A 20,982-nucleotide genomic window follows, 5' to 3' on the forward strand; every position below is an offset into this window, starting at 1 on the left:
CTCCGGAGGTCGGTGCTCGTGGATGCCCTGCAACGAGGCTAGGGCGCGAGCGGCCGGTTTCCCGTGATTGCGCTCCCGATGCGGAGGTGTGTCGCGCCCTCGGCGATCGCCTCGGCGTAGTCGCCGCTCATCCCGGCGGAGATGTCGGCGGCGTGCGGGGCGATCGCGACCACGCGTGACGAGATCGCGCGCAGACGGGCGAACGCTCGCCGGGGTTCCTCGTCGAGCGGCGCGACCGCCATCACCCCGCGGAGCCGGATGGTCCCGGTCGCCAGGACACGCTCGACCATGGCGTCGACGTCGTCCGGCTGCACCCCACCGCGTCCGGGGTCGTCGGTGAGGTTGACCTGCACGAACCCGTCGATCACCCGTGGCTCGGGCTCGGTCTCGGTGGGCGCGAAGGCGTCGACCACGGAGCCACGGTCGAGCGACTGGACGACGTGCGCGTACCGACGTGCTTGTCGTGCCTTCTTGGACTGCAGCTGGCCGACGAAGTGCCACGTCAGGCCGAGGTCGGCGAGCTCGGCAGCCTTGGCCTGCGCCTCCTGGTGCCGGTTCTCCCCCACGTCGGTGACGCCGAGGGCGGCGAGTTCGCGGACGAGGGAGGCCGGGTGGTACTTCGTCACGACGACGAGCGTGAGCTCGTCGCTCGACCGCCCAGCGGCTCGCGCCGCGTCGGCGATGCCCGACCTGACGGACGCGAGACGCGCCTCCGGTCCGTCAGGGTCGACGGACGGGAGGCGCGTGTCGGCTGCCAACGGCGTCCTACTTGAGGAAGTCGGGGACGTCGAGCTCGTCGTCGTCGTCGAACGCCGGGTCGGCGGCACGACGCACGGGGGCCTCGTGCTCCTGCGATGCCCACGACGGCGTACTGGTCGCCGTGTCCTCGATCGCACCGGTGCCGGCGGTCGCCGCCGAGGCGGACACGCCGGACTCCGGGTCGACCCAGCTCGAGCGACGCTCCTTCTGCTGCGAGCTCGGCTCGCCGCCGTCGAAGCCCGCGGCGATGACGGTGACGCGGACCTCGTCGCCGAGGGTGTCGTCGATGACCGCACCGAAGATGATGTTCGCTTCGGGGTGGACGGCCTCCTGCACCAGGCGGGCGGCGTCGTTGATCTCGAAGATGCCGAGGTTCGACCCGCCCTGGATCGAGAGCAGCACGCCGTGCGCACCGTCGATCGAGGCCTCGAGCAGCGGCGACGCCACGGCGAGCTCGGCCGCCTTGATCGCCCGGTCCGCTCCGCGGGACGAGCCGATGCCCATGAGCGCCGAACCGGCGCCCTGCATGACGGACTTCACGTCGGCGAAGTCGAGGTTGATGAGGCCCGGGGTGGTGATGAGGTCGGTGATGCCCTGGACGCCGGCGAGCAGGACCTGGTCGGCGGTCGCGAAGGCCTCGACCATCGAGATGCCGCGGTCGCTGATCTCGAGCAGGCGGTCGTTCGGCACGACGATGAGGGTGTCGACCTCGTCCTTGAGGGAGGCGACGCCGTTCTCGGCCTGGGACTGCCGGCGCTTGCCCTCGAAGCTGAACGGCTTCGTGACGACACCGATGGTGAGCGCACCGATCGACTTCGCGATGCGGGCGACCACGGGGGCACCACCCGTGCCCGTGCCGCCGCCCTCACCGGCGGTGACGAAGACCATGTCGGCACCCGCGAGGGCCTCCTCGATCTCCTCGGCGTGGTCCTCGGCCGCGCGGCGGCCGACCTCGGGGTCCGCGCCGGCGCCGAGGCCGCGCGTGATCTCGCGGCCGACGTCGAGCTTGACGTCGGCATCGCTGAGCAGCAGTGCCTGTGCGTCGGTGTTGATCGCGATGAACTCGACGCCGCGCAGGCCGAGCTCGATCATGCGGTTCACGGCGTTCACGCCGCCGCCGCCGACACCGACGACCTTGATGACGGCGAGGTAGTTGTGGTTCGTGGTCACGTCAGTCGGGCCTCCGGTTGAACCCTCAACCTCTACTTGAAGTTCAGGGGCAATGCTGGTAGATGTGGTGCTCCCCCGAAGCTACGGGTGCGCTCCGCACGCTGTCGCCCCGCCACGCCGCGTGTCGCCGATCAGGTCGGGCAGATCGCGCTCGGGAGGTCAGTCCTTCGCGCGGATGATCCCGTTGTCGGGCGCCGAGACGTCGAACTCGACCTTGCGGTCCGGGTCCCGAGACGCGTGGTCCGCCACGAGCGCGGCGAGCAGTGCTGCCTTGGCGTCCGACGCGTCGGGGCTCCCCCACACCACGGTCGAGCCGTCGTCGAGCGTGAGCGTGACGTCGTCGGCCGTGCTGGCGCGGACGTCGGTGACCTGGCGCCGGACCGTCGAGGGCAGCGAGAGGACGACCTCGGTCATGGTCCGGAACACCGACGAGCCGAGCTTCGCACGGGCGACGTCGGCGACCGGCACCCCCTCGGGACGCTTCGGTGAGGACTGCACCACGATGCCGGCAGGATCGACCAGGTCGTACGACGATCCCGACCGCACCGCGACGACCGGCGTCCGCTCGGTGACCGTCACGACGAGGGTGTGCGGCGGGAGCTCCTCGGTCACGTAGCTCTCGATGAGGGGGAAGCCGGCGATGTCCCGCTTCACCTCGTCGAGGTCGAGCCGCGCGAGCGGGGTCCCGACCTGGTCGGAGAGCGCCTGGCGCAGCGCCGTCGCGTCGACCCGTTCCGTCCCGCGGACCTCGATCGTCCGCAGCGCCATCAGCGGCGAGTACACGGCGACGAGGATCGAAGCGCCGAACACCACGACGACGGTCGCCGCCGTGATCCAGGCAGCACGACGGTGCCGCGCACGGCGGGTGAAGCGCCGGACCTCGGCGCGCTCGAGCGACCTGCGGCGGCGCTTCGCCACGCGGGCCTCGCGGGCGGTCTCCGCCGCACGGACGCCGGCACCGAGCGGCGCCGCGTGCTCGTGCCGGTCGGGAGCGGGCGGTGCGACGGGGTCGATGACGTCCGTCACGGTCGCGGCGGGGCCGGTCGCGGCGCCGCTGACGGCCGACGCGTCGAGGGCGTGCCCGTCCTCGCCGGTGCGGTGATCGGCGCCTCTGTCGTCGGCAGGCCGGTCGTCGTCCTGCTGGTACTCGCGGAGACGCTCGGCGACCGACGAGAAGCCGGCGCCGAGACGACGCCCGGCCGCGCTGGCGAATGCGCCGGCGCGGTCCCGGCGACCCGACGCACCGGACAATCCGGCGTCGGACGAGGTGACGGGTTCCTCGGATTGAGCCGGCGTACCGGGGGCGGGTCGAGCCTCCCGGCCGTCCACCGTCGAGCCGCGCGGCGACCGCCGCGGGACGACCGGGCCGCGACGTTGCCGCGGCGCCCGGGCACCGTCGGCCGGGGCGTCCGGTTCCTCCGGACGCCCGTCGAAGCCCTCGGGACGCTTCACCGCGCGCGCGTCCCGTCGTGCAGGGCGCCGAGGACCTGCGGGATGATCCGGTACACGTCGCCGCAGCTCAGCGTCATGATGATGTCGCCGTCACGGGCGACCTCGGCGGCTCGCGCCGCGGCGTCGTCCCAGTCTGGCAGGAACTCGACGTGCGACTGGTCCGCGAAGCGCTCCTGCACCAGGGCGCCCGTGACACCGGGCTCCGGGTCCTCGCGGGCGCCGTAGACGTCGAGCACCACCGTGTGGTCGGCGAGCTCCTCGTACACCTTGGCGAAGTCACCGGCCATCAGCCGGGTGCGCGAGTACAGGTGGGGCTGGTGGATCGCGATGATCCGCCCGTCGCCGACGACGTTGCGGGCCGCGCGCAGGGCGGCGGCGACCTCGGTGGGGTGGTGCGCGTAGTCGTCGTACACCGACACGCCGCGCTCGACGCCGTGCAGCTCGAACCGACGCTCCGTCCCACCGAACGCCTCGATGCCACGGATCGCGTCCTCGGGTGCGACACCGAGGGCGGTGAGGACAGCGAACGCGCCGACCGCGTTGACGGCGTTGTGCCGACCGGGAACGCGCAGGGTCAGGTGGTGGGTCTCGCCGGCGGCGCGGAGGTCGACCTCGACGCTGGCGGCCTCGACGATGCGCTCGATGCGCACGTCGGCGTCCGCGGCCTCGCCGAAGGTGACGACCTCCGGCGCGTCCTGCCGCGCCCGGACACCCGCGGTGACGCGCTTCGCGCCCGCGTCGTCACTCGAGACGACGATGCGCTCGCTCGCCTTGCCGGCGAACTCGACGAAGGCGTCGATGAACGCCTCCTCGCTGCCGTAGTGGTCGAGGTGGTCGGCGTCGACGTTGGTGATGAGGGCGACGGCGACGTCGTAGAGCAGGAACGAGCCGTCCGACTCGTCGGCCTCGACGACGAACAGGTCGCTGCTGCCCGGCGCCGAGCTCGTCCCGAGGGACTGGATGACGCCGCCGTTGACGAAGCTCGGGTCGAGGCCGAGCTCGACCAGTGCGGTGACGATCATGCCCGTCGAGGTGGTCTTGCCGTGCGCTCCGGCCACCGCGACCAGGCGGTGCTCCGCGATGAGCGCGGCGAGGGCCTGCGACCGGTGCAGGACCGGCAGACCGCGTCGCCGGGCCTCCAGGAGCTCGGGGTTGTCGGGCCAGAGCGCGCTCGTCACGACGACGGTGTCGGCGGCGCCGAGGTTCCCTGCGTCGTGGCCGATGTGCACCTCGGCGCCGAGCGCGCGCATCGTGCCGGTCGTCGCGGTCTCGCGGGAGTCACTGCCGGTGACGCGGTGACCTGCGGCCAGGAACATCCGGGCGATGCCGCTCATGCCGGAGCCGCCGATGCCGACGAAGTGGACCGTGCCGAGGTCGTCCGGGATCGGCTGGGTCAGGTCCGGCTTGATGGTCATCGTTCCTCCGTGGTGGTGCTGGTGCTCGGGCGCTTCGAGGCGTCGCGGACGAGGGCCGTCATGCGGTCCGCGCCGTCGCGGTGTCCGACGCTGCCCGCCCGCACCGCCATGTCGGCGATCCGAGCCCGGTCCCGCAGGATCCCGAGCAGCTGGAACGTCACCCACTCCTCGGTGAATTCCCCGTCGTCCACCAGGACCGCTCCCCCGGCGTCGACGACGTCCTTCGCGTTGTACCGCTGCTCGCCGTTGCCCACCGGGTAGGGCACCAGCACGCTCGGCAGCCCGACCGCGGTCAGCTCGCACACCATGCCGGCACCCGATCGCGAGACGACGAAGTCGGACGCCGCGTAGGCCAGGTCCATGCGGTCGCAGTAGGGCAGCACGTGGTAGCCGTCGAGGTCGCTCGGGCCGATGTCCGACTTGCCGCCGACGACGTGCAGGACCTGCCATCCGGCGTCGACGAGCGCCGTGGCCGAGCGGTTCACCGTCGTGTTGATGCTCCGCGCACCCGACGACCCGCCGGTGACGAGCAGGACCGGGCGCTCCGGGTCGAGGCCGAACTCCGCGAGTCCCTCGGCGCGGGCGGCCCGCCGGTCGAGCGTCTCGATCTCCCGGCGGAGCGGCATGCCGACGACGCGACCGTGACGCAGGCGCGTGTTCGAGAACGTGACGCCGACGTGCCGGGTCAGGAACGCGGCGAGGCGGTTGGCCAGGCCGGGCTTGGCGTTCTGCTCGTGCACGACGATCGGCGTACCGGTGCGCTTCGCAGCGATGTAGGCCGGCGCGGCCGCGTAGCCGCCGACACCGAGGACGACCTCGACGTCGTGCTCACGGATCAACTGCTCGGTCCGCCGGACCGCTCCGAGGAAGCCGCCCGGGAACCGGAGTGCGCGGGCGTCGAGCCGTCGCGGGAACGGCAGACGCGGGATGGTCAACAGCTCGTAGCCGCGCATCGGGACGAGTCGCGCCTCGAGTCCCTCCGCCGTCCCGAGGACGAGCACGCGCGCGTCCGGGTCGCGCTCGGTCAGGCGGTCGGCGACCGCGAGCAGCGGGTTGACGTGGCCGGCGGTACCGCCGCCGGCGAAGAGGTACGTGCTCACCGGAGCACTCCGTTCTGTGGTGCGGGGACCTGGCCGTTCTTCCCGGGCAGGTCGCGGGCGAAGGACAGCACGACCCCGATCGCCACGAGGGTCATGATGAGCGCCGACCCGCCCGCCGAGATGAGGGGCAACGGGACGCCGAGGACCGGGAGCAGGCCCAGGACCACGGCGATGTTGACGAGCGCCTGCCCGATGATCCACGCCATGATCGCCCCGGTGACGGTGCGGACGAAGGGGTCGGTGGACTGCCGGACGACCTTGACCATGCTCACGGCGAGGACGACGAACAGGGCAAGGACGACGACGGCGCCGATCAGTCCGAGCTCCTCGCCGATGATCGCGAAGATGTAGTCGTTGTCGGCTTCCGGCAGCCACGACCACTTGGCCTTCGAGTTGCCGAGTCCGACGCCGAACACACCGCCGGACGCCAGCGCCCACATGCCGTGCACGGGCTGCCAGCAGAGGTCCTGGTACTGGTTCGAGTCGGTGCAGCCGGAGAGCCAGGCGTTGATGCGGTACTGGCGGGACGACGACGCCATCGTGACGAAGGGCAGCACCACGAGCATCGCCACGATGCCCACGAGCAGGTGCCGCGCGCGGGCTCCGCCCACGTAGAGCGCACCGAACACGAGGATGACCATGATCATCGCGGTTCCCTGGTCGCCGCCGAGGACCACGAACCCGAGTGCGAGGACCGATGCGATGCCGACCGGGACGAAGACCTCCTTCCAGTCGTCGAGCTTGTCGCGCTTGACGTGCAGGATGGCGCCGATGCCGAGCGCGAGTCCGAGCTTCACGACCTCGGACGGCTGCGCGGTGAAGGAGCCGAGCTCGATCCAGTTCCGGTTGCCCTGGATGTCGAGGCCGAGCGGGGTGAACACGAGCAGCTGCAGGACGAGTGCCGCGAAGAGGATCCGCATCGCCCACTTCCGCCACATCCGGGCGGGGACGCGGCTCGCGACGAGCATGAGCGGCACACCGAGGACGGCGTACAGCCCCTGGCGCGACGCGGCGCCGAAGAAGTCGTGCGTCGCCGCGTACTGCTCGACGCTCGACGAGGACAGCACCATGACGACGCCGAAGACGACCAGGAACAGCGTCACACCGAGGATCGTGTAGAAGGTGCTCGACTCCGCGACGAAGAGGTTCTTCACCGCGACGACGGCGCCGCGACCCCGGTGGGGTGCGTCGGCGTGCGGAGTGCTGCCCGTCGTGCGGCTGCCGCTACGGCCGCTCGGGAGATCCGTGGTCGCCATCGGCTGTGCCTCCCAGGTGCTCGTGGACCGCCGCCGCGAATCGACGCCCCCGGTCTGCGTAGGAGCCGAACTGGTCGAACGACGCCGCGGCCGGGGCGAGGAGGACCGTGTCGCCCGGTCGCGCGACCGATGCGGCATGCCGGACCGCCTCGGGCATGACCTGATCAGTGTCCGTCGCCTCGACCTGCAGGACCGGCACCGCGGGCGCGTGTCGTGCGAATGCCTCGAGCACGGGGGTCCGGTCCGTACCGATCACGACGACGGCACGGGCGTCCGGGCCGAAGCGCTCGACGAGGCCGTCGATGTCGACGCCCTTGAACTGGCCGCCGACGATCCAGACCACGGTGCCGAAGGACGACAGGGACGCGGTCGCCGCGTGCGGGTTCGTGGCCTTCGAGTCGTCGACCCAGGCGATGCCGTCCGCCGTCGCGACGTGCTCGGTGCGGTGGTGGTCGGCACGGAAGCCCTGCACCGCGGCGCGGATGTGGGCGGGCTCGACCGCTGCGGCCCGGGCGAGGGCGGCGGCGGCGAGCACGTTCATGGTCATGTGCGGGCTCGCGAGCCCGGCGGTCTCGAGGTCGGCGACGGTCGCGAGCTCGAGCGCGCTGTTCCGGCGGTCCTCGGTGAAGGCCCGGTCGCACAGCACGTCGTCGACGACCCCGACGTCACCGGGAGCCGGTACGCCGGGAGTGAACCCGACGGCACGGCAGCCCTCCACGACGTCGGCCTGCTCGACCATGCGGCGGGTGGCCTCGTCCGCGGTGTTGTACACGCACGCCATCACGGTGCGCTCGTAGACCTTCGCCTTCGCGGCACGGTAGGCCTCGGCCGAGCCGTGCCACTCGAGGTGGTCGTCCGCGATGTTCAGGCAGGTGCTCGCGAGCGGCACCACGGCGCCGTCGCCCGCCGTCGGCATGTAGTGCAGCTGGTGGCTGGAGAGCTCCACGACCAGGACGTCGAAGCCCTCCGGGTCACGCACGACGTCGAGCACCGGCACCCCGATGTTCCCGCATGCCACCGCCCGCAGACCGGCGGCGGCGAACATCGCGGTCGTCAGCTGCGTGGTGGTGGTCTTGCCGTTCGTGCCCGTGATGGTCACCCACGGCGCGGCGATCGGCCCGCGCACGACCTTGTCGCGCACACGCCAGGCGAGCTCGACGTCGCCCCACACCGTGCTGTTCGCGGTCGCCCACTGCACGGTCGGGTTGTGCGGCGGGAGACCGGGCGACACGACGACGACGTCCGGGGCCTGCGCCTCGAGCGCCGAGGGCACCGTGTCGAGCGGGGTGCGCACGAACCGCGCCCCGATGACGTCCAGGAGCTCGACGGTGCCGTCGGCGCCGTCAGGTGCGTAGACCGCCACGTCGCTGCCGAGCTCGACGAGCGTGTCGGCCACGGAGAAGCCGGTGGAGCCGAGGCCGAGCACGGCGACCCGCAGCCCCTTCCAGCCCTCGGCGTACCAGCTGTCGAGTCCTGCGAGGCGGGCGTCAGCCGACACGGGCGATCCATTCCAGGTAGAAGAGTCCGACACCGGCCGCGACGCACAGTCCCGCGATGATCCAGAACCGGACGACGACGGTCACCTCGGCCCACCCCTTCAGCTCGAAGTGGTGGTGCAGCGGACTCATCCGGAAGATGCGCTTGCCGTGGGTGATCTTGAAGTAGGCCCGCTGCAGGATGACCGAGCCGGTGACGATGAAGAACAGGCCGCCGATCAGGATGAGCAGCAGCTCCGTGCGGCTGAGGATCGCGAGACCGGCCAGCGCGCCGCCCAGCCCGAGCGAGCCGGTGTCGCCGAGGAAGATCTGCGCCGGCGAGGTGTTGTACCAGAGGAAGCCGATCAGGCCACCGCAGACCGCCGCCGCGACGACCGCCAGGTCGAGCGGGTCCGACGTGCTGTAGCAGGCGTGCGCGGTGCTCTCGTCGAGGCGGACGCCGCCGCAGATCTGGTTCGACTGCCAGAAGCCGATGACGACGTACGAGCCGATCGCCAGGATGCTCGAGCCGGTGGCGAGGCCGTCGAGGCCGTCCGCGACGTTGACGCCGTTCGACGTCGACACGGTGAGCAGGACGATCCACGCGAGGTACAGGATCGTGCCGATGACGGTGCCGAGCACCATGAAGTCGAGCCACGGGACGTCCCGGATCGCCGAGATCATGGTCGATGCCGGGGGCTTCCCGTTGCCGGTCGGCACGACGAGCGCGATCGTGGCGAAGACCACCCCGACGATGACCTGCCCGAGCACCTTCGCCCACCCGCCGAGCCCGAGGCTGCGCTGCCGACGCACCTTGAGGAAGTCGTCGATGAAGCCGACGAAGCCGAGCCCGACCATGAGGAAGAGCACGAGCAGTCCGGAGAGCGTCACCGAGTCGCGGCCGACCAGGTGTCCGACGAAGTACCCGAGCACCGCGCCGATGATGAGGACGATGCCGCCCATCGTCGCCGTGCCGCGCTTGGTGTGGTGCGACTGCGGTCCGTCGTCACGGATGAACTGTCCCCACCCGAGACGGTGGAACAGCTTGATGAACAGCGGTGTGAGCAGCAGTGTGAACACCAGCGCCACGGCGCCGGCGACGAGGAGCGCGATCATTCGGTGACACCTCCGAGGCGGTCGCCGAGGAATCGCAGTTCGGCGGACTTCGAGGACTTGACGAGGACGACGTCGCCGGGGCGGACCATCTCCTGCAGGGCGTGGACGGCGTCGTCGACGTCCTCGATGTACACGGACTCGCCGTCCCACGACCCCTCGAGGGTGGCGGCCTGGTGGATCGGCGCGGCACCGGGTCCGACGACCACGAGCTGTCCGATCCCGAGACGGACGACGAGCCGGCCGATGCGGTCGTGCTCCTCCGTCGAGAACTCCCCGAGCTCCGCCATCTCGCCGAGCACGGCGACGGAGCGCTCCCCCGGGCGCACGATCTGCGCGAGGGTGCGGAGCGCGGCCGCCATCGAGTCGGGCGAGGCGTTGTAGGCGTCGTTGATGACGGTGACGCCCTCCGGGCCGCCCTGGAGGAGCTCCATGCGCCAGCGCTCGGCACGCGTCATCGACGCGAGCGCCTCGGCGCCGGCGGCGAGCGGGATGCCCCAGAGGTGGGCCACGGTGAGCGCGGCCGAGGCGTTCATGGCGTGGTGCTCGCCGAGGATGGCGAGGCGGACGTCGACGGTTTCGGGGACCGGGGACGTGCCTCCCACGTGGTCCGCGGCGGCCTCGTCCAAGACGGGAGGCGCGGTGAGCGTGAAGCGCGTCCCGCTGCGGTCGGTCTCGACACCGGCGATGCGGTAGTCCGCACCGGCGGACGTGCCGAATCCGACGACGGTCGCGTCGGTGATCGCGCGCATGGACGCGACCCGGTCGTCGTCCACGTTGAGCAGCGCGGTCGCGGTGGCGGGCAGGTCGGTGACCATCTCCGACTTCGCGCGCTGCGTCGCCTCGATGCCGCCGAACTCGCCGGCGTGCGCGAGCCCGACCTTGAGGACGACGCCGACGTCCGGTTCGGCGATCGACACGAGCTTGGCGATGTGCCCCGTGCCGCTCGCGCCCATCTCGACCACGAGGAAGCGGGTGTCGTGCGTGATCCGGAGCATCGACACCGGGGCGCCGACGTGGTTGTTGAACGACCCCTGCGGCGCGACGGTCGCGCCGTGCTGCTCGAGGATCGTGCGGAGCATGTTCTTCGTGCTCGTCTTGCCGTTCGAGCCGGTGATGCCGACCACCCGCAGCGGCGCCGGGCGGCCGTGCTCGTCGACGCGGGTGGCGCTCGAGGCGCGGACGCGCGAGACGACCTCGTGCGCGAGCGCGGCGAGGGCCGCGTACCCGTCGGCGACGACGATCTGCGCGGTGCCGGTGCCCTCGGTGTCGGAGCCCTCGGGCAGGTCGACGGCGCGCTCGGTCACGACCAGGGCGGCACCGGCCCCGGCTGCGTCCGGGACGAAGCGGTGGCCGTCGGTCTCCTCGCCGAGGAGCGCGAAGAACACGCTGCCGGGGCCGACCAGGCGGGAGTCGGTCTCGACGCTGCCGTCGACGATCTGCTCGGGCGCACCGCCGACGAGCTCGCCGCCGATCGCGGTGGCGATCTCGGCGAGGGTCAGGGCGATCATCGGATCTCCTCCGCCGGACCGGAGTTCGGCTCCCAGCCGGCCTCGCGCAGGGCCTGTCGGGCCTCGTCGCGGGCCGAGTACGGCGTGCGGACGCCGGCGATGTCGCGGTAGTCCTGGTGCCCGGGGCCGGCCCAGAGGATCGAGTCCCCCTCGCCGAGCAGGCTCACGGCCTTGCGGATCGCGGCCTCGGGCGGGCTGACCTCGTACGTCTCGTGGTCCGGGTACGCCTCGCGCGCGGCGTCGACCAGGGTCTTCCGGATGCTCGCGGCGTCCTCGAAGCGGGGGTGGTGGTCGGTGATGACGAGGATGTCGCTCCCCGCCGCCGCAACGCGGGCCATGTCGCCGCGCTTGGTCTTGTCGCGGTCGCCGTCGGCGCCGAAGAGCATGAGGACCTTCCCCGGCGTGAACTGCCGCACGGCGGCGAGGGTGTTCTCGAAGGCGTCGGCGCTGTGGCCGAAGTCGACGTAGACGCTCGGGCCGCGGTCCCCGGACACGCGCTCGGTCCGGCCGGGCAGGTAGCACTCGATGGCGCTGAGGCGCTGCTCGTCGGTCTCGTCGGCGTACCGGCGGTGGCCGGACTCGAGCGCCTGCGCGATGGCGCCGAGTTCGAAGCCGCCCTCGACCAGCATGACGATCGCGAGCGCGGCGTTCGCGGCCATGTGCCAGCCGATCAGCGGCACACGCGTCGTGAGCTCGCGGCCCTCCGGTCCGGCCAGACGGAACTCGGTGTAGGCGGCGTGCGCCTCGACGATGTCGACGTGCCACTCGGCCTCGACGTCGGGGTGCACCGTGATGGTCGTGACGGGGATGCGGGAGTCCTGCACCACGCGGTGACCCCAGTCGGTGTCCAGCGAGACGACGCCGCGTCGGGCGTGCTCGGGCTGGAACAGCGGGAGCTTCGCCTGGTAGTACTCCTCCATGTCGGCGTAGTCGTCGAGGTGGTCGTGCGACAGGTTCGTGAACCCGGCGACGTCGAAGACGATCCCGTCGACGCGGTGGCGGCTGAGGGCCTGGGCGCTCACCTCGACCGCGACGGCACGGACCTCGGCCTCGCGCATGCGGGCCAGGAGCGCGTGCATCTCGCTCGCCTCGGGCGTGGTCAGGCGGCTCGTCACGCTGAGCGACCCGATGTGACGCTCCGCGGTCGAGCTCAGGCCGGTGACCAGGCCGAGCTGCTTGAGGATGCCCTCGAGGATGTAGGACGTGCTCGTCTTGCCGTTCGTGCCGGTCGTCGCGAAGAGCTGCGGGAGGTCGGTGGCCTCGTCCGGGTGCGTGCGGTAGACCCACGCCGAGACGTCGCCGAGGGCGGCTCGCGGGTCCTCGACCACGAGCACCGCGAGGCCAGAGGGTTCGGCGAGGGCGACGCCGTCCGCGTCGGTCAACACCGCGACGGCACCGCGCTCGGCGGCCTCGGCGGCGAACTGCGCGCCGTGTCGGTTCGCGCCGTGCACGCCGACGAACAGGTCACCGGGCTGCACCTCGGCAGCACTCAGCGTGACGCCCGTCGTCTCGACGGCGTCGACCGTGCCGACGACGCGCATGCCGAAGGCGTTCGCGAGTTCGGCCACACTCCTCGGGGTCGGGTGTTCGGGTCGGAGGACCGGGGGGATCCGTGCGGACAAGTGCTCCTTCTTCCTCACCACGTGGACGGGTACAGCTGCGCCTCGGCCGTGGAGGGGGCTACTCGGTACTTCTCGAGCACCTGGGACATGAGTGTGCGGAACGCCGGAGCCGCTCCGCTGGACCACTTGTTGGTCTGCGGCTTCGTGAACGTCACCGTGACAACATACTGGGGGTCCTCGGCGGGTGCCATTCCGGCCACCGACGTGATGCGCTGGCCGCCGTAGCCCTTCGCGCCCTCGGCCACCTCGGCGGTACCGGTCTTCGCGGCGATGTTGTAGCCGGAGATCGGCTTCATGCCGACGAGCGTGCCGCCCGTGACCACGCTCTGCAGCATCTTGACGGTCTGGTCGGCAGCAGCGGCGGACACCACCCGGGAACCCTGCACGTCGGGCGCGTCGATCGTCTTCCCGTCGGCGGTCGTGCACCCCTTGACCATGTGCAGCGGGATCCGGACACCCTGGTTCGCCAGGGTCTGGAACACGCTCGCGACCTGGACCGCGGTCGTCGAGATGCCCTGGCCGAACATCGAGTTGATGTCGGTCTGCTGGTCCCAGTCCGGGCTCGCGCCGTACTGCATGCCCGGCTGGCCGGGGTACTGGATGGCCGACTCCGGCTCGAACAGGCCGAACTTCTTCATGTAGTCGTAGCGCTGCTGCGTCGTCAGCCGTCCACCGAGCTCGGTGATGCCGACGTTCGACGAGTTCTGCAGGATGCCCGTGAGCGTGAGGTTCTCGGTCTCGTGGTACTCGGAGTCCTGGATCTTGCCGCCCCAGGGGAACGTCCGCGAGTAGGGCACGACCGCCCGGTCGGTCGGACTCGACTTGCCCTCGTTGATGAGGGCCGCCGCGATCGCCGCCTTGATCGTCGAGCCGGGCTCGTACGTCGACGTCAGCGCGCGGGACCCGAACGCGCCCTTGTCCTCGGTCGCGTCGACGTCGTTCGGGTCGACGGTCGGGTAGTCCGCGACGGCGAGGAGCTCACCGGTCTCCACGTCGACGACGGTGGCGGTCGCGGACTCGGCCTGCAGGGTCTTCGCCGCCGACGCGATCGTCTGCTGGGCCATGTACTGCAGGTCGCTGTCGATCGTGGTCTCGAGCGTGCCACCGTCCTTGGCCTGCTTCGTCGTGCGGGTGCTGCCCGGCAGCTGCACGCCGTCCTCACCGCGCTCGTACGTCTCCGAGCCGTTCGTGCCCGCGAGGCACCGGTCGTACGAGTACTCGAGACCGGCTTGGGCGCCGTCCGTGCCCATGAACCCGGTCAGCGCACCGCCGGTGGCCCCCATCGGGTAGACCCGCGCCGCCTGCTGCTCCTTGTAGACCCACGGGATGCCGAGTTCCGCGACCGCCTCGTACTGCTTCACGTCGAGACCCTTGACGAGGTACGCGAAGTCCGACCTCGGGTTCGCGGCGATGTTCCGCTCCATCGTCGCGGCGTCGCCGCCGGACGCCTCCGCGAGCGCGTCGAGTGCCTGGTCGACGGAGACGTCCTTCACACGGTCCCCGCCGAGCTTCCCCCGGAACTCCTTGACGAGCCGCGGTGCGGTGGTGATGTTGTAGCGGTTCACGCTGTCGGCGAGTTCGGAGCCGTTGCGGTCGACGATCGCTCCGCGGGTGCCGTAGATCGTCACCGGGATGCTGCGCTTCTGCTTGGACGCGTCGTTGAGTGCCGCCGCCTGGACGACCTGGATGTCGACCAGTCGGATCACGAAGACCGCCACGAGGGCGATCACGGCGATGATCACCACGCTGTAGCGGAGTCGTGGGTTGCGGATCGTCTTCGTCACGCGGTTCGGTCCTTCCCGGGTGGTGCGGCGGCAGGGGGTCCCGACCCGCGGGTCAGCGGGTCGTGGGTGCCTGGAGCGGGTTCGCGTCGGACTCTACGTCCGGCGTCGAGGATGCCCCGCCCGACGCGCTGGCCCCTGCGCTGTTCCCAGCGTCCGTCGTCGCGGAGGCGCCCTCCGACCCCGCCTGCGTGCCGTCCTTCCCGCCTGCGTCCTGCTCGGACGTGCCCTGCTGCTCCGGCGTCGCCGGCGCCGGCTCGGCGTTCCCGGTGCCCTGCTGCTCGGCGAGCGGCACGCGGTCGAGGAGCGCGTTCGGGACCTGGTTGTCACCGCTTGCGGTGGCCTCGTCCGGCGCAGCCGGGGTCGGGGTGCCGTAGACGCGGCCGGTCTGCGGGTCGAGGTACACCGGCGTCGAGTTCGCGATCATCCCCAGCGCCTGCGCGTTGCGGGCGAGGTTCTGCGGTGAGTCGAGCACGCGCAGTTCCTCCGACAGCGACTGCTGCGTGCGCGAGAGCTTCGTCTGCTCGGCGCTCAGGGAGTCGAGCGTGTACGCACCCTGGCTGAGCACCATGCTGATGCCGAGCTGCGCGAGCAGCAGCACACCGAGTGCGACGACCGCGACGACCGCGTACGCGATGCGCGGCCGCGCTCGGCGCTGCGCCTTCGACGGCGTGACCTCGACGAGCTCGGGGCGGTCCCGGTGGGGCGGGCGCGGGGCACGCGACGGGACGACGACGGGGTCGACGAGTGCGAGGTTCGTGCTCATGTCACTTCCGGATCCGCTCGGCCGCGCGCAGACGCACGGGGATGGCTCGGGGGTTGGCGGCGCGTTCGGCCTCGTCGGCGAGTTCCGCGCCCTTGACGACCAGGGAGTAGGTGGGAGCGTGCTCCGGCAGCTCGACCGGCAGACCGGCGGGCGCGCTCGAGGTGGTGCGCTCCGCCAGGGCACGCTTCACCAGGCGGTCCTCGAGCGACTGGTACGACTCGACGACGATCCGACCGCCGACGGCGATCACGTCGAGCGCGGCGGGGATCGCCCGCTCGAGCACGGCCAGCTCGGCGTTCACCTCGATGCGGAGCGCCTGGAAGACCCGCTTCGCCGGGTGCCCCTGCCGCTGGACGGCGACCGGGGTGGCGTCGTGCAGGACCTGGACGAGGTCGCCCGACATCTCGAACGGGCGCTCGGCGCGACGCTCCACGATGGCGCGGGCGTAGCGTCCGGCGAGCTTCTCCTCGCCGTAGCGCTGGAAGATGCGTCGGAGCTCGCCCTCGTCGTAGGTCGCGAGGACGTCGGCAGCGGTCTGCCCCTCGGTCCGGTCCATGCGCATGTCGAGCGGTGCGTCCTGGCTGTAGGCGAACCCGCGCTCGGCACGGTCGAGCTGGAGCGAGCTCACACCGAGGTCGAACAGCACGCCGTCCACCTGGCGGAAGCCCTCACCCTCCACCGCGTCGACGATGCCGTCGTACACGGTGTGCACGAGCCGGACACGGTCGCCGAACCGGGCGAGGCGCTCCCCCGCGATGCCGAGCGCGTCGGTGTCGCGGTCGAGCCCGATGAGCGTGAGCCCCGGGAACCGCTCGAGCAGTGCCTCGGAGTGTCCGCCCATGCCGAGCGTCGCGTCGACGACGACCTTGTCCGGGCCGTCGAGGGCGGGCGCGAACAGGTCGACGATGCGCTGGAGCATCACCGGCGTGTGCGGGAACTTCGGCTGGTCTTCGGCCATGTGCAGCCCCTCGGTCCTTCCGGGCCACGCATCCGGATCCCCATCCATGCGACCTGACACCGGGGAAGGTGTGTCAGGGCACCACGGCTGGGAGTCCCGATCCGCGGATCAGAAGATCCCCGGGATCACCTCCTCGTCGTTCTCGGCGAAGCCCTCTTCGACCTCGGCGTAGTAGGCCTCCCACGCAGGGGTCGACCAGATCTCGGCACGGTCACCGCTGCCGATGACCGTGAGGTCCCGCTCGAGCCCCGCGTACTCACGGAGGTTCTGCGGGATCGTCACGCGGTTCTGCTTGTCGGGGGTCTCCGCACTCGCTCCGGAGAGAAACAGGCGCATGTAGTCCCGGGTGCGCTTCGAGGTCATCGGAGCCGTCCGGATCCGCTCGTGCAGTTGCTCGAACGTCTCCGCACTGAAGACCACGACGCAGCGTTCCTGCCCGCGGGTCATCACGAGTCCCCCGGACAGTTCGTCCCGGAACTTGGCGGGGAGGATCACGCGACCCTTCTCGTCGAGCTTCGGGGCATGGGTACCGAGCAGCACGTCGGGGCCTCCCCTCCGCTCCACCGGACCGTCGTGACCCCCACTTTACTCCACTTCGCTCCCCGCGGAACGGTCAACCCTCCCCTGGAGGCCCCCGGCCCCCGGATTGGGGCGGTTCATGCGGGCGCTCCGACGGCGCGGAACGCACGAGATCCGCGGAATGACGGGCGTGTGGAGCGGAGTGGAGGGCGTGGAGGGAAGTGGAGGACTTTCGCAGCCCCGGGAGGAACGGGTGGCGCGCCGGACGGGAGGCGCGCAGACGGTCCGCCTGCGCGCCTCCCGTCCGTCAGGGCTCGGTCCGCCGCCCGTTCATCCCCGTCGCGCCCGCGAGCCGGCACCCGTTCCTTCCCGTCACGCGCGTGACGGGAAGAGGGAACGGACACACCGGGCGATCCTGTCCGACCAGGGGTGTGCGTCCCGACCACGTGTCCCCGACCCCGTCAGGGGCACGTCAGGTACCCCGGACACGACGACGGGGCCGGTCCCGAAGGACCGGCCCCGTGGAGGCGTGTGGAGGAGGAGCTACTGCTGCCCCGGGTCGTTGCGCTTGTCCCAGCGCTCGTTCATGCGGTCCATGAAGGACCCACCCGACGACGGGCGTGACGTCCGGCTGGAGGAGGGCTTCCCTGCCCGCGGCGCCTTCGCCCCGGACCCCGGCACCCGCATGCCCGGACGCAGCGCGTAGAGCACGCCGGCGAGCATCACCACGAAGCCCGGCAGACCGAGCAACGGCTGCTTGAACACGAGCGCGAGCACCACGATCGCGATGCCCACGAGCGCACCCAGCACACCGAGCGTGATCGAGGTGTAACTCGCACGTCCCTGGCGGCGCGTGACACGCGCCACGAAGTCGGAGTCGTTCTGGTAGAGGCTCCGCTCCATCTCTTCGAGGAGTCGCTGCTCTTGCTCCGAGAGTGGCATCTTGTTTCCCTCTTGTTCTTGGGGATGCTGTCTGGGTGACCGCTGGTGTGCCGCGCTGCTACCGGGTTGTGGCACGCGCTGAAGTGGACCGATTCTATGACTCGACCGCTCCACTAGGGTAGGGATCGTGGCTGAGAGTACGCGATTAGTGGACCTCGTATCGGCGCGCGTCGACCGGGCACTCGACGAGCAGCGTGAGCGGCTCCTCGCGATCAGTCCGGACCTCGCCCCGTTCGACCAGTACGCCCGCGACCTGCTGTCCGGCGGCAAGCGCTTCCGCGCGCTGTTCTGCTACTGGGGATGGCAGTCGGTGGCTGGTCGCTCGGGCTCGTTCGACCCGCTCGCCGAGGGTTCTCGCCAGACCACGGCCGAGGCGGTCGTCACCGTCGCGGCCGCGCTCGAGGTCTTCCACGCGGCCGCCCTCGTGCACGACGACATCATGGACCGTTCGGACACCCGACGGGGTCGCCCCTCCGCGCACCGTCGCTTCGAGTCGCTGCACCGCGACTCCGGGTGGGCCGGCGACCGGGGGCTGTACGGCACGAACTCGGCGCTGCTGCTCGGGGACGTGCTGCTCGCGCTGAGCGACTCGGTCTTCGACGAGGGGCTCGCGCTGCTCGACCCCGCCCGTGCCCGCATCGTCCGCCAGGAGTTCCACGCCATGCGGCTCGACGTCACGGCGGGCCAGTACCTCGACGTGCACGAGGAGACCGCGTGGCCGTCCATCGACGAGTCGGAGCACCTCGTCCGGGCGCAGCGCGTCATCGTCTTCAAGTCGGCGAAGTACTCGATCGAGGCCCCGCTCGTCATCGGCGCACTCGTGGCGGGAGCGTCCGAGGCGCAACTCGAGGGCCTGCGGTCCTTCGGGCTGCCGCTCGGCGTCGCCTACCAGCTGCGCGACGACCTGCTCGGGGTGTTCGGCGACCCCGAGGTCACCGGGAAGCCCGCGGGCGACGACCTGCGCGAGGGCAAGCGCACCGTCCTCATCGCCTCGGCCCGCAAGTCGCTGCCGTCCGGCCCGCGCCAGCTCCTCGACGAACTGCTCGGTGACCCCGACCTCGACGAGGCGCAGGTGCAGATGCTCCGTGCGACCCTCTCCGAGTCCGGCGCCGTCGCCGCCGTCGAGCGCTCGATCGACCGGCACGTGCAGCGGGCCAAGGCCGCGCTCGAGGCGGCTCCCCTGACGCCGTCGGCTCGCGAGCAGCTCCTGTCGCTGGCCGACACCGTGAGCCGCCGCGTCGCGTAGCCACGGTCCCACCCGGACCGGACGACGGACGGGAGGCCCGTGGCGACGCCGCCACGGGCCTCCCGTCCGTCCGGGGTCCGGTCGGTCAGAGCAGGGACTGGGCGACCCGGCGCACCTCGGCCTTGCGGCCGGCACGCAGCGCCGCGATCGGCGAGGTCCCGAGGGCGGGCTCCTCGGAGAGCATCCAGCGAACCGCCTCGTCGTCGGAGAAGCCGTTGTCGCCGAGCACGATCAGCGTCCCGCGCAGCTCCGGCAGGGGCTCGTCCCCGTCGAGGAACTCGCTCGGCACCCGGAGGACGCCGTCGATGCGGGCGGGCAGCAGCGTCTTCTGCTCGAAGAGGCGGTGGATCCGGCCAGGGGTCACCCCGAGCAGGTCCACCAGGTCGGGCACCGTCAGCCAGCGCTCGGAGAGGGTCGTGTCGTCGGTGGGTACAGCACTCACGCGCCCCATGTTGCCAGAGCCACGGCCGTGTCCGGACGGCCGCGTTGATTCACACGAGTCACACGCGCAACATCCGGCTCTCTGGTTGACTTGGGAATCACGCCATGCCAGCGTGGAAGCCCCTGTGAGTGCTCGCGCACGCGCACGGCTCACCCAGGACAGGAGACAACCCCGTGGACAACGCTGCAGACGACGCCGCCCGGCGCGCTCGATCCGCCCGGTTCGCCACCATGCCGATCGTCCTCGCGGGCACGATCGCCGTCACCGCGGGCCTGACCGGGCCCGTGGCACACGCCGAGCCCCGCCACGACGACGGCGACGCGGAGAAGCGCCACGTCGACGAGGACCGCAACGTCGGTGGCCGCCCGGTGTTCGGGACAGCGGTCGCCCGCCCGTCGGCCCCGACCGTCACGACGGTCGCCGCGGTGTCGAAGGCACCGACCACGTACACGGTCCGCCAGGGAGACACCGTGTCCGGCATCGCCGCGCGCTTCGGGCTCTCCGCGCAGGAGGTCCTCGTACGCAACGGCCTCGGCTGGAACACCATCATCCACCCCGGCCAGACCCTGCACCTGTCGTCGAAGCCCGCGGCGCCCGCCGCCGCGCCGGCCTCGACGACACGCGGGAGCGGCAGCTACCACGTGCGGTCCGGTGACACGGTCTCCGGCATCGCCGCGCGCGTCGGCGTGTCGACCTCATCGATCCTGGCGGCGAACGGCCTGACGCAGCGCTCGGTCATCTACCCCGGCCAGACGCTGACCGTCCCGCGCGCAGCCAGCACGGCGAAGCCCGCCCCGGTGGCGAGCACCGCTCCGGCAGCGCCGTCCCGCGCCACGAGCGTGAAGATCGTCGCGGGCGACACGATCGGCGCGATCGCGGCCAAGCACGGCGTCTCCGTCAAGGCGCTCCTCGCCGCGAACGGCCTGAGCTACACGAGCACGATCTACGCGGGGAAGACGCTCGTCCTCCCGTCTGCGACCACGAAGCCGACGACCACGCCCACCGGCGGTGCCGTGACCACGTCGGTCGGGAGCGTCAACGGTGTCGAGCTGACCGGCGAGCAGCGCCGGAACGCGGCCACGATCGTCGCCGTCGGCCGGACCCTCGGCGTGCCGGACCGTGGCATCGTCATCGCACTCGCCGCCGCCCTGCAGGAGTCGAGCCTGCGGAACCTGTCCCACGGCGACCGCGACTCCGTCGGGCTGTTCCAGCAGCGGCCCAGCCAGGGCTGGGGCACGAGGGCAGCGCTGCAGGACCCCGCCACCGCCGCGGAGCTGTTCTACACCGGCAACCCGGGCAAGACCCGCGGCCTGATGGGCGTGCGCGGCTGGTCGTCGATGAGCCTGACCGCCGCCGCCCAGGCCGTGCAGGTCTCCGCGTACCCGAACGAGTACGCCAAGTGGGAGCAGACCGCCCGCGCCCTCCTCGCCTCGCTCTGACCCCGCTCCACCTGGT

The 20,982-nt window shown here is 71.5% G+C and carries 18 protein-coding genes; 2 read left to right on the plus strand and 16 right to left on the minus strand.

What is annotated here, in order from left to right; all coding sequences use genetic code 11:
• Positions 1–38: 38 nt before the first annotated feature.
• The 15 genes from DEJ23_RS09685 to DEJ23_RS09755 all read right to left on the minus strand — a co-directional run bounded on the left by DEJ23_RS09685 (position 39) and on the right by DEJ23_RS09755 (position 17,839).
• On the minus strand, positions 39–758 hold the full coding sequence (locus tag DEJ23_RS09685) for a YggS family pyridoxal phosphate-dependent enzyme (protein ID WP_111240067.1): 720 nt from the start codon (positions 756–758) through the stop codon (positions 39–41).
• Positions 759–765: 7 nt separating this feature from the next.
• Complete coding sequence (gene ftsZ / locus DEJ23_RS09690; protein WP_111240068.1) at positions 766–1,929, minus strand: cell division protein FtsZ; 1,164 nt, start codon at positions 1,927–1,929, stop codon at positions 766–768.
• A gap of 159 nt (positions 1,930–2,088) precedes the next feature.
• Positions 2,089–3,381, minus strand: coding sequence for an FtsQ-type POTRA domain-containing protein (locus DEJ23_RS09695; RefSeq protein WP_111240069.1), 1,293 nt, complete (start codon positions 3,379–3,381; stop codon positions 2,089–2,091).
• The gene (gene murC, locus DEJ23_RS09700; RefSeq protein WP_111240070.1) at positions 3,378–4,796 is read right to left on the minus strand and encodes a UDP-N-acetylmuramate--L-alanine ligase; all 1,419 of its coding nucleotides are present in this window, start codon (positions 4,794–4,796) and stop codon (positions 3,378–3,380) included. The genes DEJ23_RS09695 and murC overlap by 4 nt, the downstream gene beginning before the upstream one ends.
• Positions 4,793–5,896 (minus strand): undecaprenyldiphospho-muramoylpentapeptide beta-N-acetylglucosaminyltransferase, encoded by a 1,104-nt coding sequence (gene murG, locus DEJ23_RS09705; RefSeq protein ID WP_111240071.1) that lies wholly within the window; start codon positions 5,894–5,896, stop codon positions 4,793–4,795. Before murG ends, murC begins: the two co-directional genes overlap by 4 nt.
• Positions 5,893–7,152, minus strand: coding sequence for a putative lipid II flippase FtsW (gene ftsW / locus DEJ23_RS09710; protein ID WP_111240072.1), 1,260 nt, complete (start codon positions 7,150–7,152; stop codon positions 5,893–5,895). The genes murG and ftsW overlap by 4 nt, the downstream gene beginning before the upstream one ends.
• Positions 7,121–8,683: a UDP-N-acetylmuramoyl-L-alanine--D-glutamate ligase gene (gene murD / locus DEJ23_RS09715; RefSeq protein WP_111240073.1), complete on the minus strand. Its 1,563-nt coding sequence runs from the start codon at positions 8,681–8,683 to the stop codon at positions 7,121–7,123. Before murD ends, ftsW begins: the two co-directional genes overlap by 32 nt.
• Entirely contained in the window at positions 8,640–9,743 is a 1,104-nt protein-coding gene (gene mraY, locus DEJ23_RS09720; protein ID WP_111240074.1) for a phospho-N-acetylmuramoyl-pentapeptide-transferase, read from the minus strand. Before mraY ends, murD begins: the two co-directional genes overlap by 44 nt.
• Positions 9,740–11,251, minus strand: coding sequence for a UDP-N-acetylmuramoyl-tripeptide--D-alanyl-D-alanine ligase (gene murF / locus DEJ23_RS09725; RefSeq protein WP_111240075.1), 1,512 nt, complete (start codon positions 11,249–11,251; stop codon positions 9,740–9,742). The genes mraY and murF overlap by 4 nt, the downstream gene beginning before the upstream one ends.
• Positions 11,248–12,873 carry a Mur ligase family protein gene (locus DEJ23_RS09730; RefSeq protein ID WP_111240161.1) on the minus strand — a complete coding sequence of 542 codons (1,626 nt, stop codon included), beginning with the start codon at positions 12,871–12,873 and terminating at the stop codon, positions 11,248–11,250. The genes murF and DEJ23_RS09730 overlap by 4 nt, the downstream gene beginning before the upstream one ends.
• A gap of 14 nt (positions 12,874–12,887) precedes the next feature.
• Positions 12,888–14,657 carry a penicillin-binding protein 2 gene (locus DEJ23_RS09735; RefSeq protein ID WP_111240076.1) on the minus strand — a complete coding sequence of 590 codons (1,770 nt, stop codon included), beginning with the start codon at positions 14,655–14,657 and terminating at the stop codon, positions 12,888–12,890.
• Between the two features lie 52 nt (positions 14,658–14,709).
• A complete protein-coding gene (locus tag DEJ23_RS09740; RefSeq protein ID WP_111240077.1) occupies positions 14,710–15,420 on the minus strand; it encodes a hypothetical protein in 711 nt (236 codons plus the stop codon).
• 1 nt (position 15,421) lies between these two features.
• Positions 15,422–16,378: a 16S rRNA (cytosine(1402)-N(4))-methyltransferase RsmH gene (gene rsmH, locus DEJ23_RS09745; RefSeq protein WP_111240078.1), complete on the minus strand. Its 957-nt coding sequence runs from the start codon at positions 16,376–16,378 to the stop codon at positions 15,422–15,424.
• 108 nt (positions 16,379–16,486) lie between these two features.
• Positions 16,487–16,918, minus strand: a complete 432-nt coding sequence (gene mraZ, locus DEJ23_RS09750) for a division/cell wall cluster transcriptional repressor MraZ (protein ID WP_111240079.1) — start codon at positions 16,916–16,918, stop codon at positions 16,487–16,489.
• Between the two features lie 522 nt (positions 16,919–17,440).
• Positions 17,441–17,839, minus strand: coding sequence for a DUF3040 domain-containing protein (locus DEJ23_RS09755; RefSeq protein ID WP_111240080.1), 399 nt, complete (start codon positions 17,837–17,839; stop codon positions 17,441–17,443).
• A gap of 127 nt (positions 17,840–17,966) precedes the next feature.
• Between DEJ23_RS09755 and DEJ23_RS09760 the strand changes: the two genes are divergently transcribed.
• Positions 17,967–19,085: a polyprenyl synthetase family protein gene (locus tag DEJ23_RS09760; RefSeq protein ID WP_111240081.1), complete on the plus strand. Its 1,119-nt coding sequence runs from the start codon at positions 17,967–17,969 to the stop codon at positions 19,083–19,085.
• 85 nt (positions 19,086–19,170) lie between these two features.
• Here DEJ23_RS09760 and DEJ23_RS09765 read toward each other — a convergent pair whose 3' ends face one another.
• Entirely contained in the window at positions 19,171–19,527 is a 357-nt protein-coding gene (locus DEJ23_RS09765) for an Rv2175c family DNA-binding protein (RefSeq protein WP_258375419.1), read from the minus strand.
• Positions 19,528–19,700: 173 nt separating this feature from the next.
• Between DEJ23_RS09765 and DEJ23_RS09770 the strand changes: the two genes are divergently transcribed.
• Positions 19,701–20,966 carry a LysM peptidoglycan-binding domain-containing protein gene (locus DEJ23_RS09770; RefSeq protein ID WP_258375420.1) on the plus strand — a complete coding sequence of 422 codons (1,266 nt, stop codon included), beginning with the start codon at positions 19,701–19,703 and terminating at the stop codon, positions 20,964–20,966.
• Positions 20,967–20,982 lie beyond the last annotated feature (16 nt).

Origin of the sequence: Curtobacterium sp. MCSS17_008 (assembly GCF_003234185.1) — a bacterium.
Lineage (GTDB): Bacteria > Actinomycetota > Actinomycetes > Actinomycetales > Microbacteriaceae > Curtobacterium.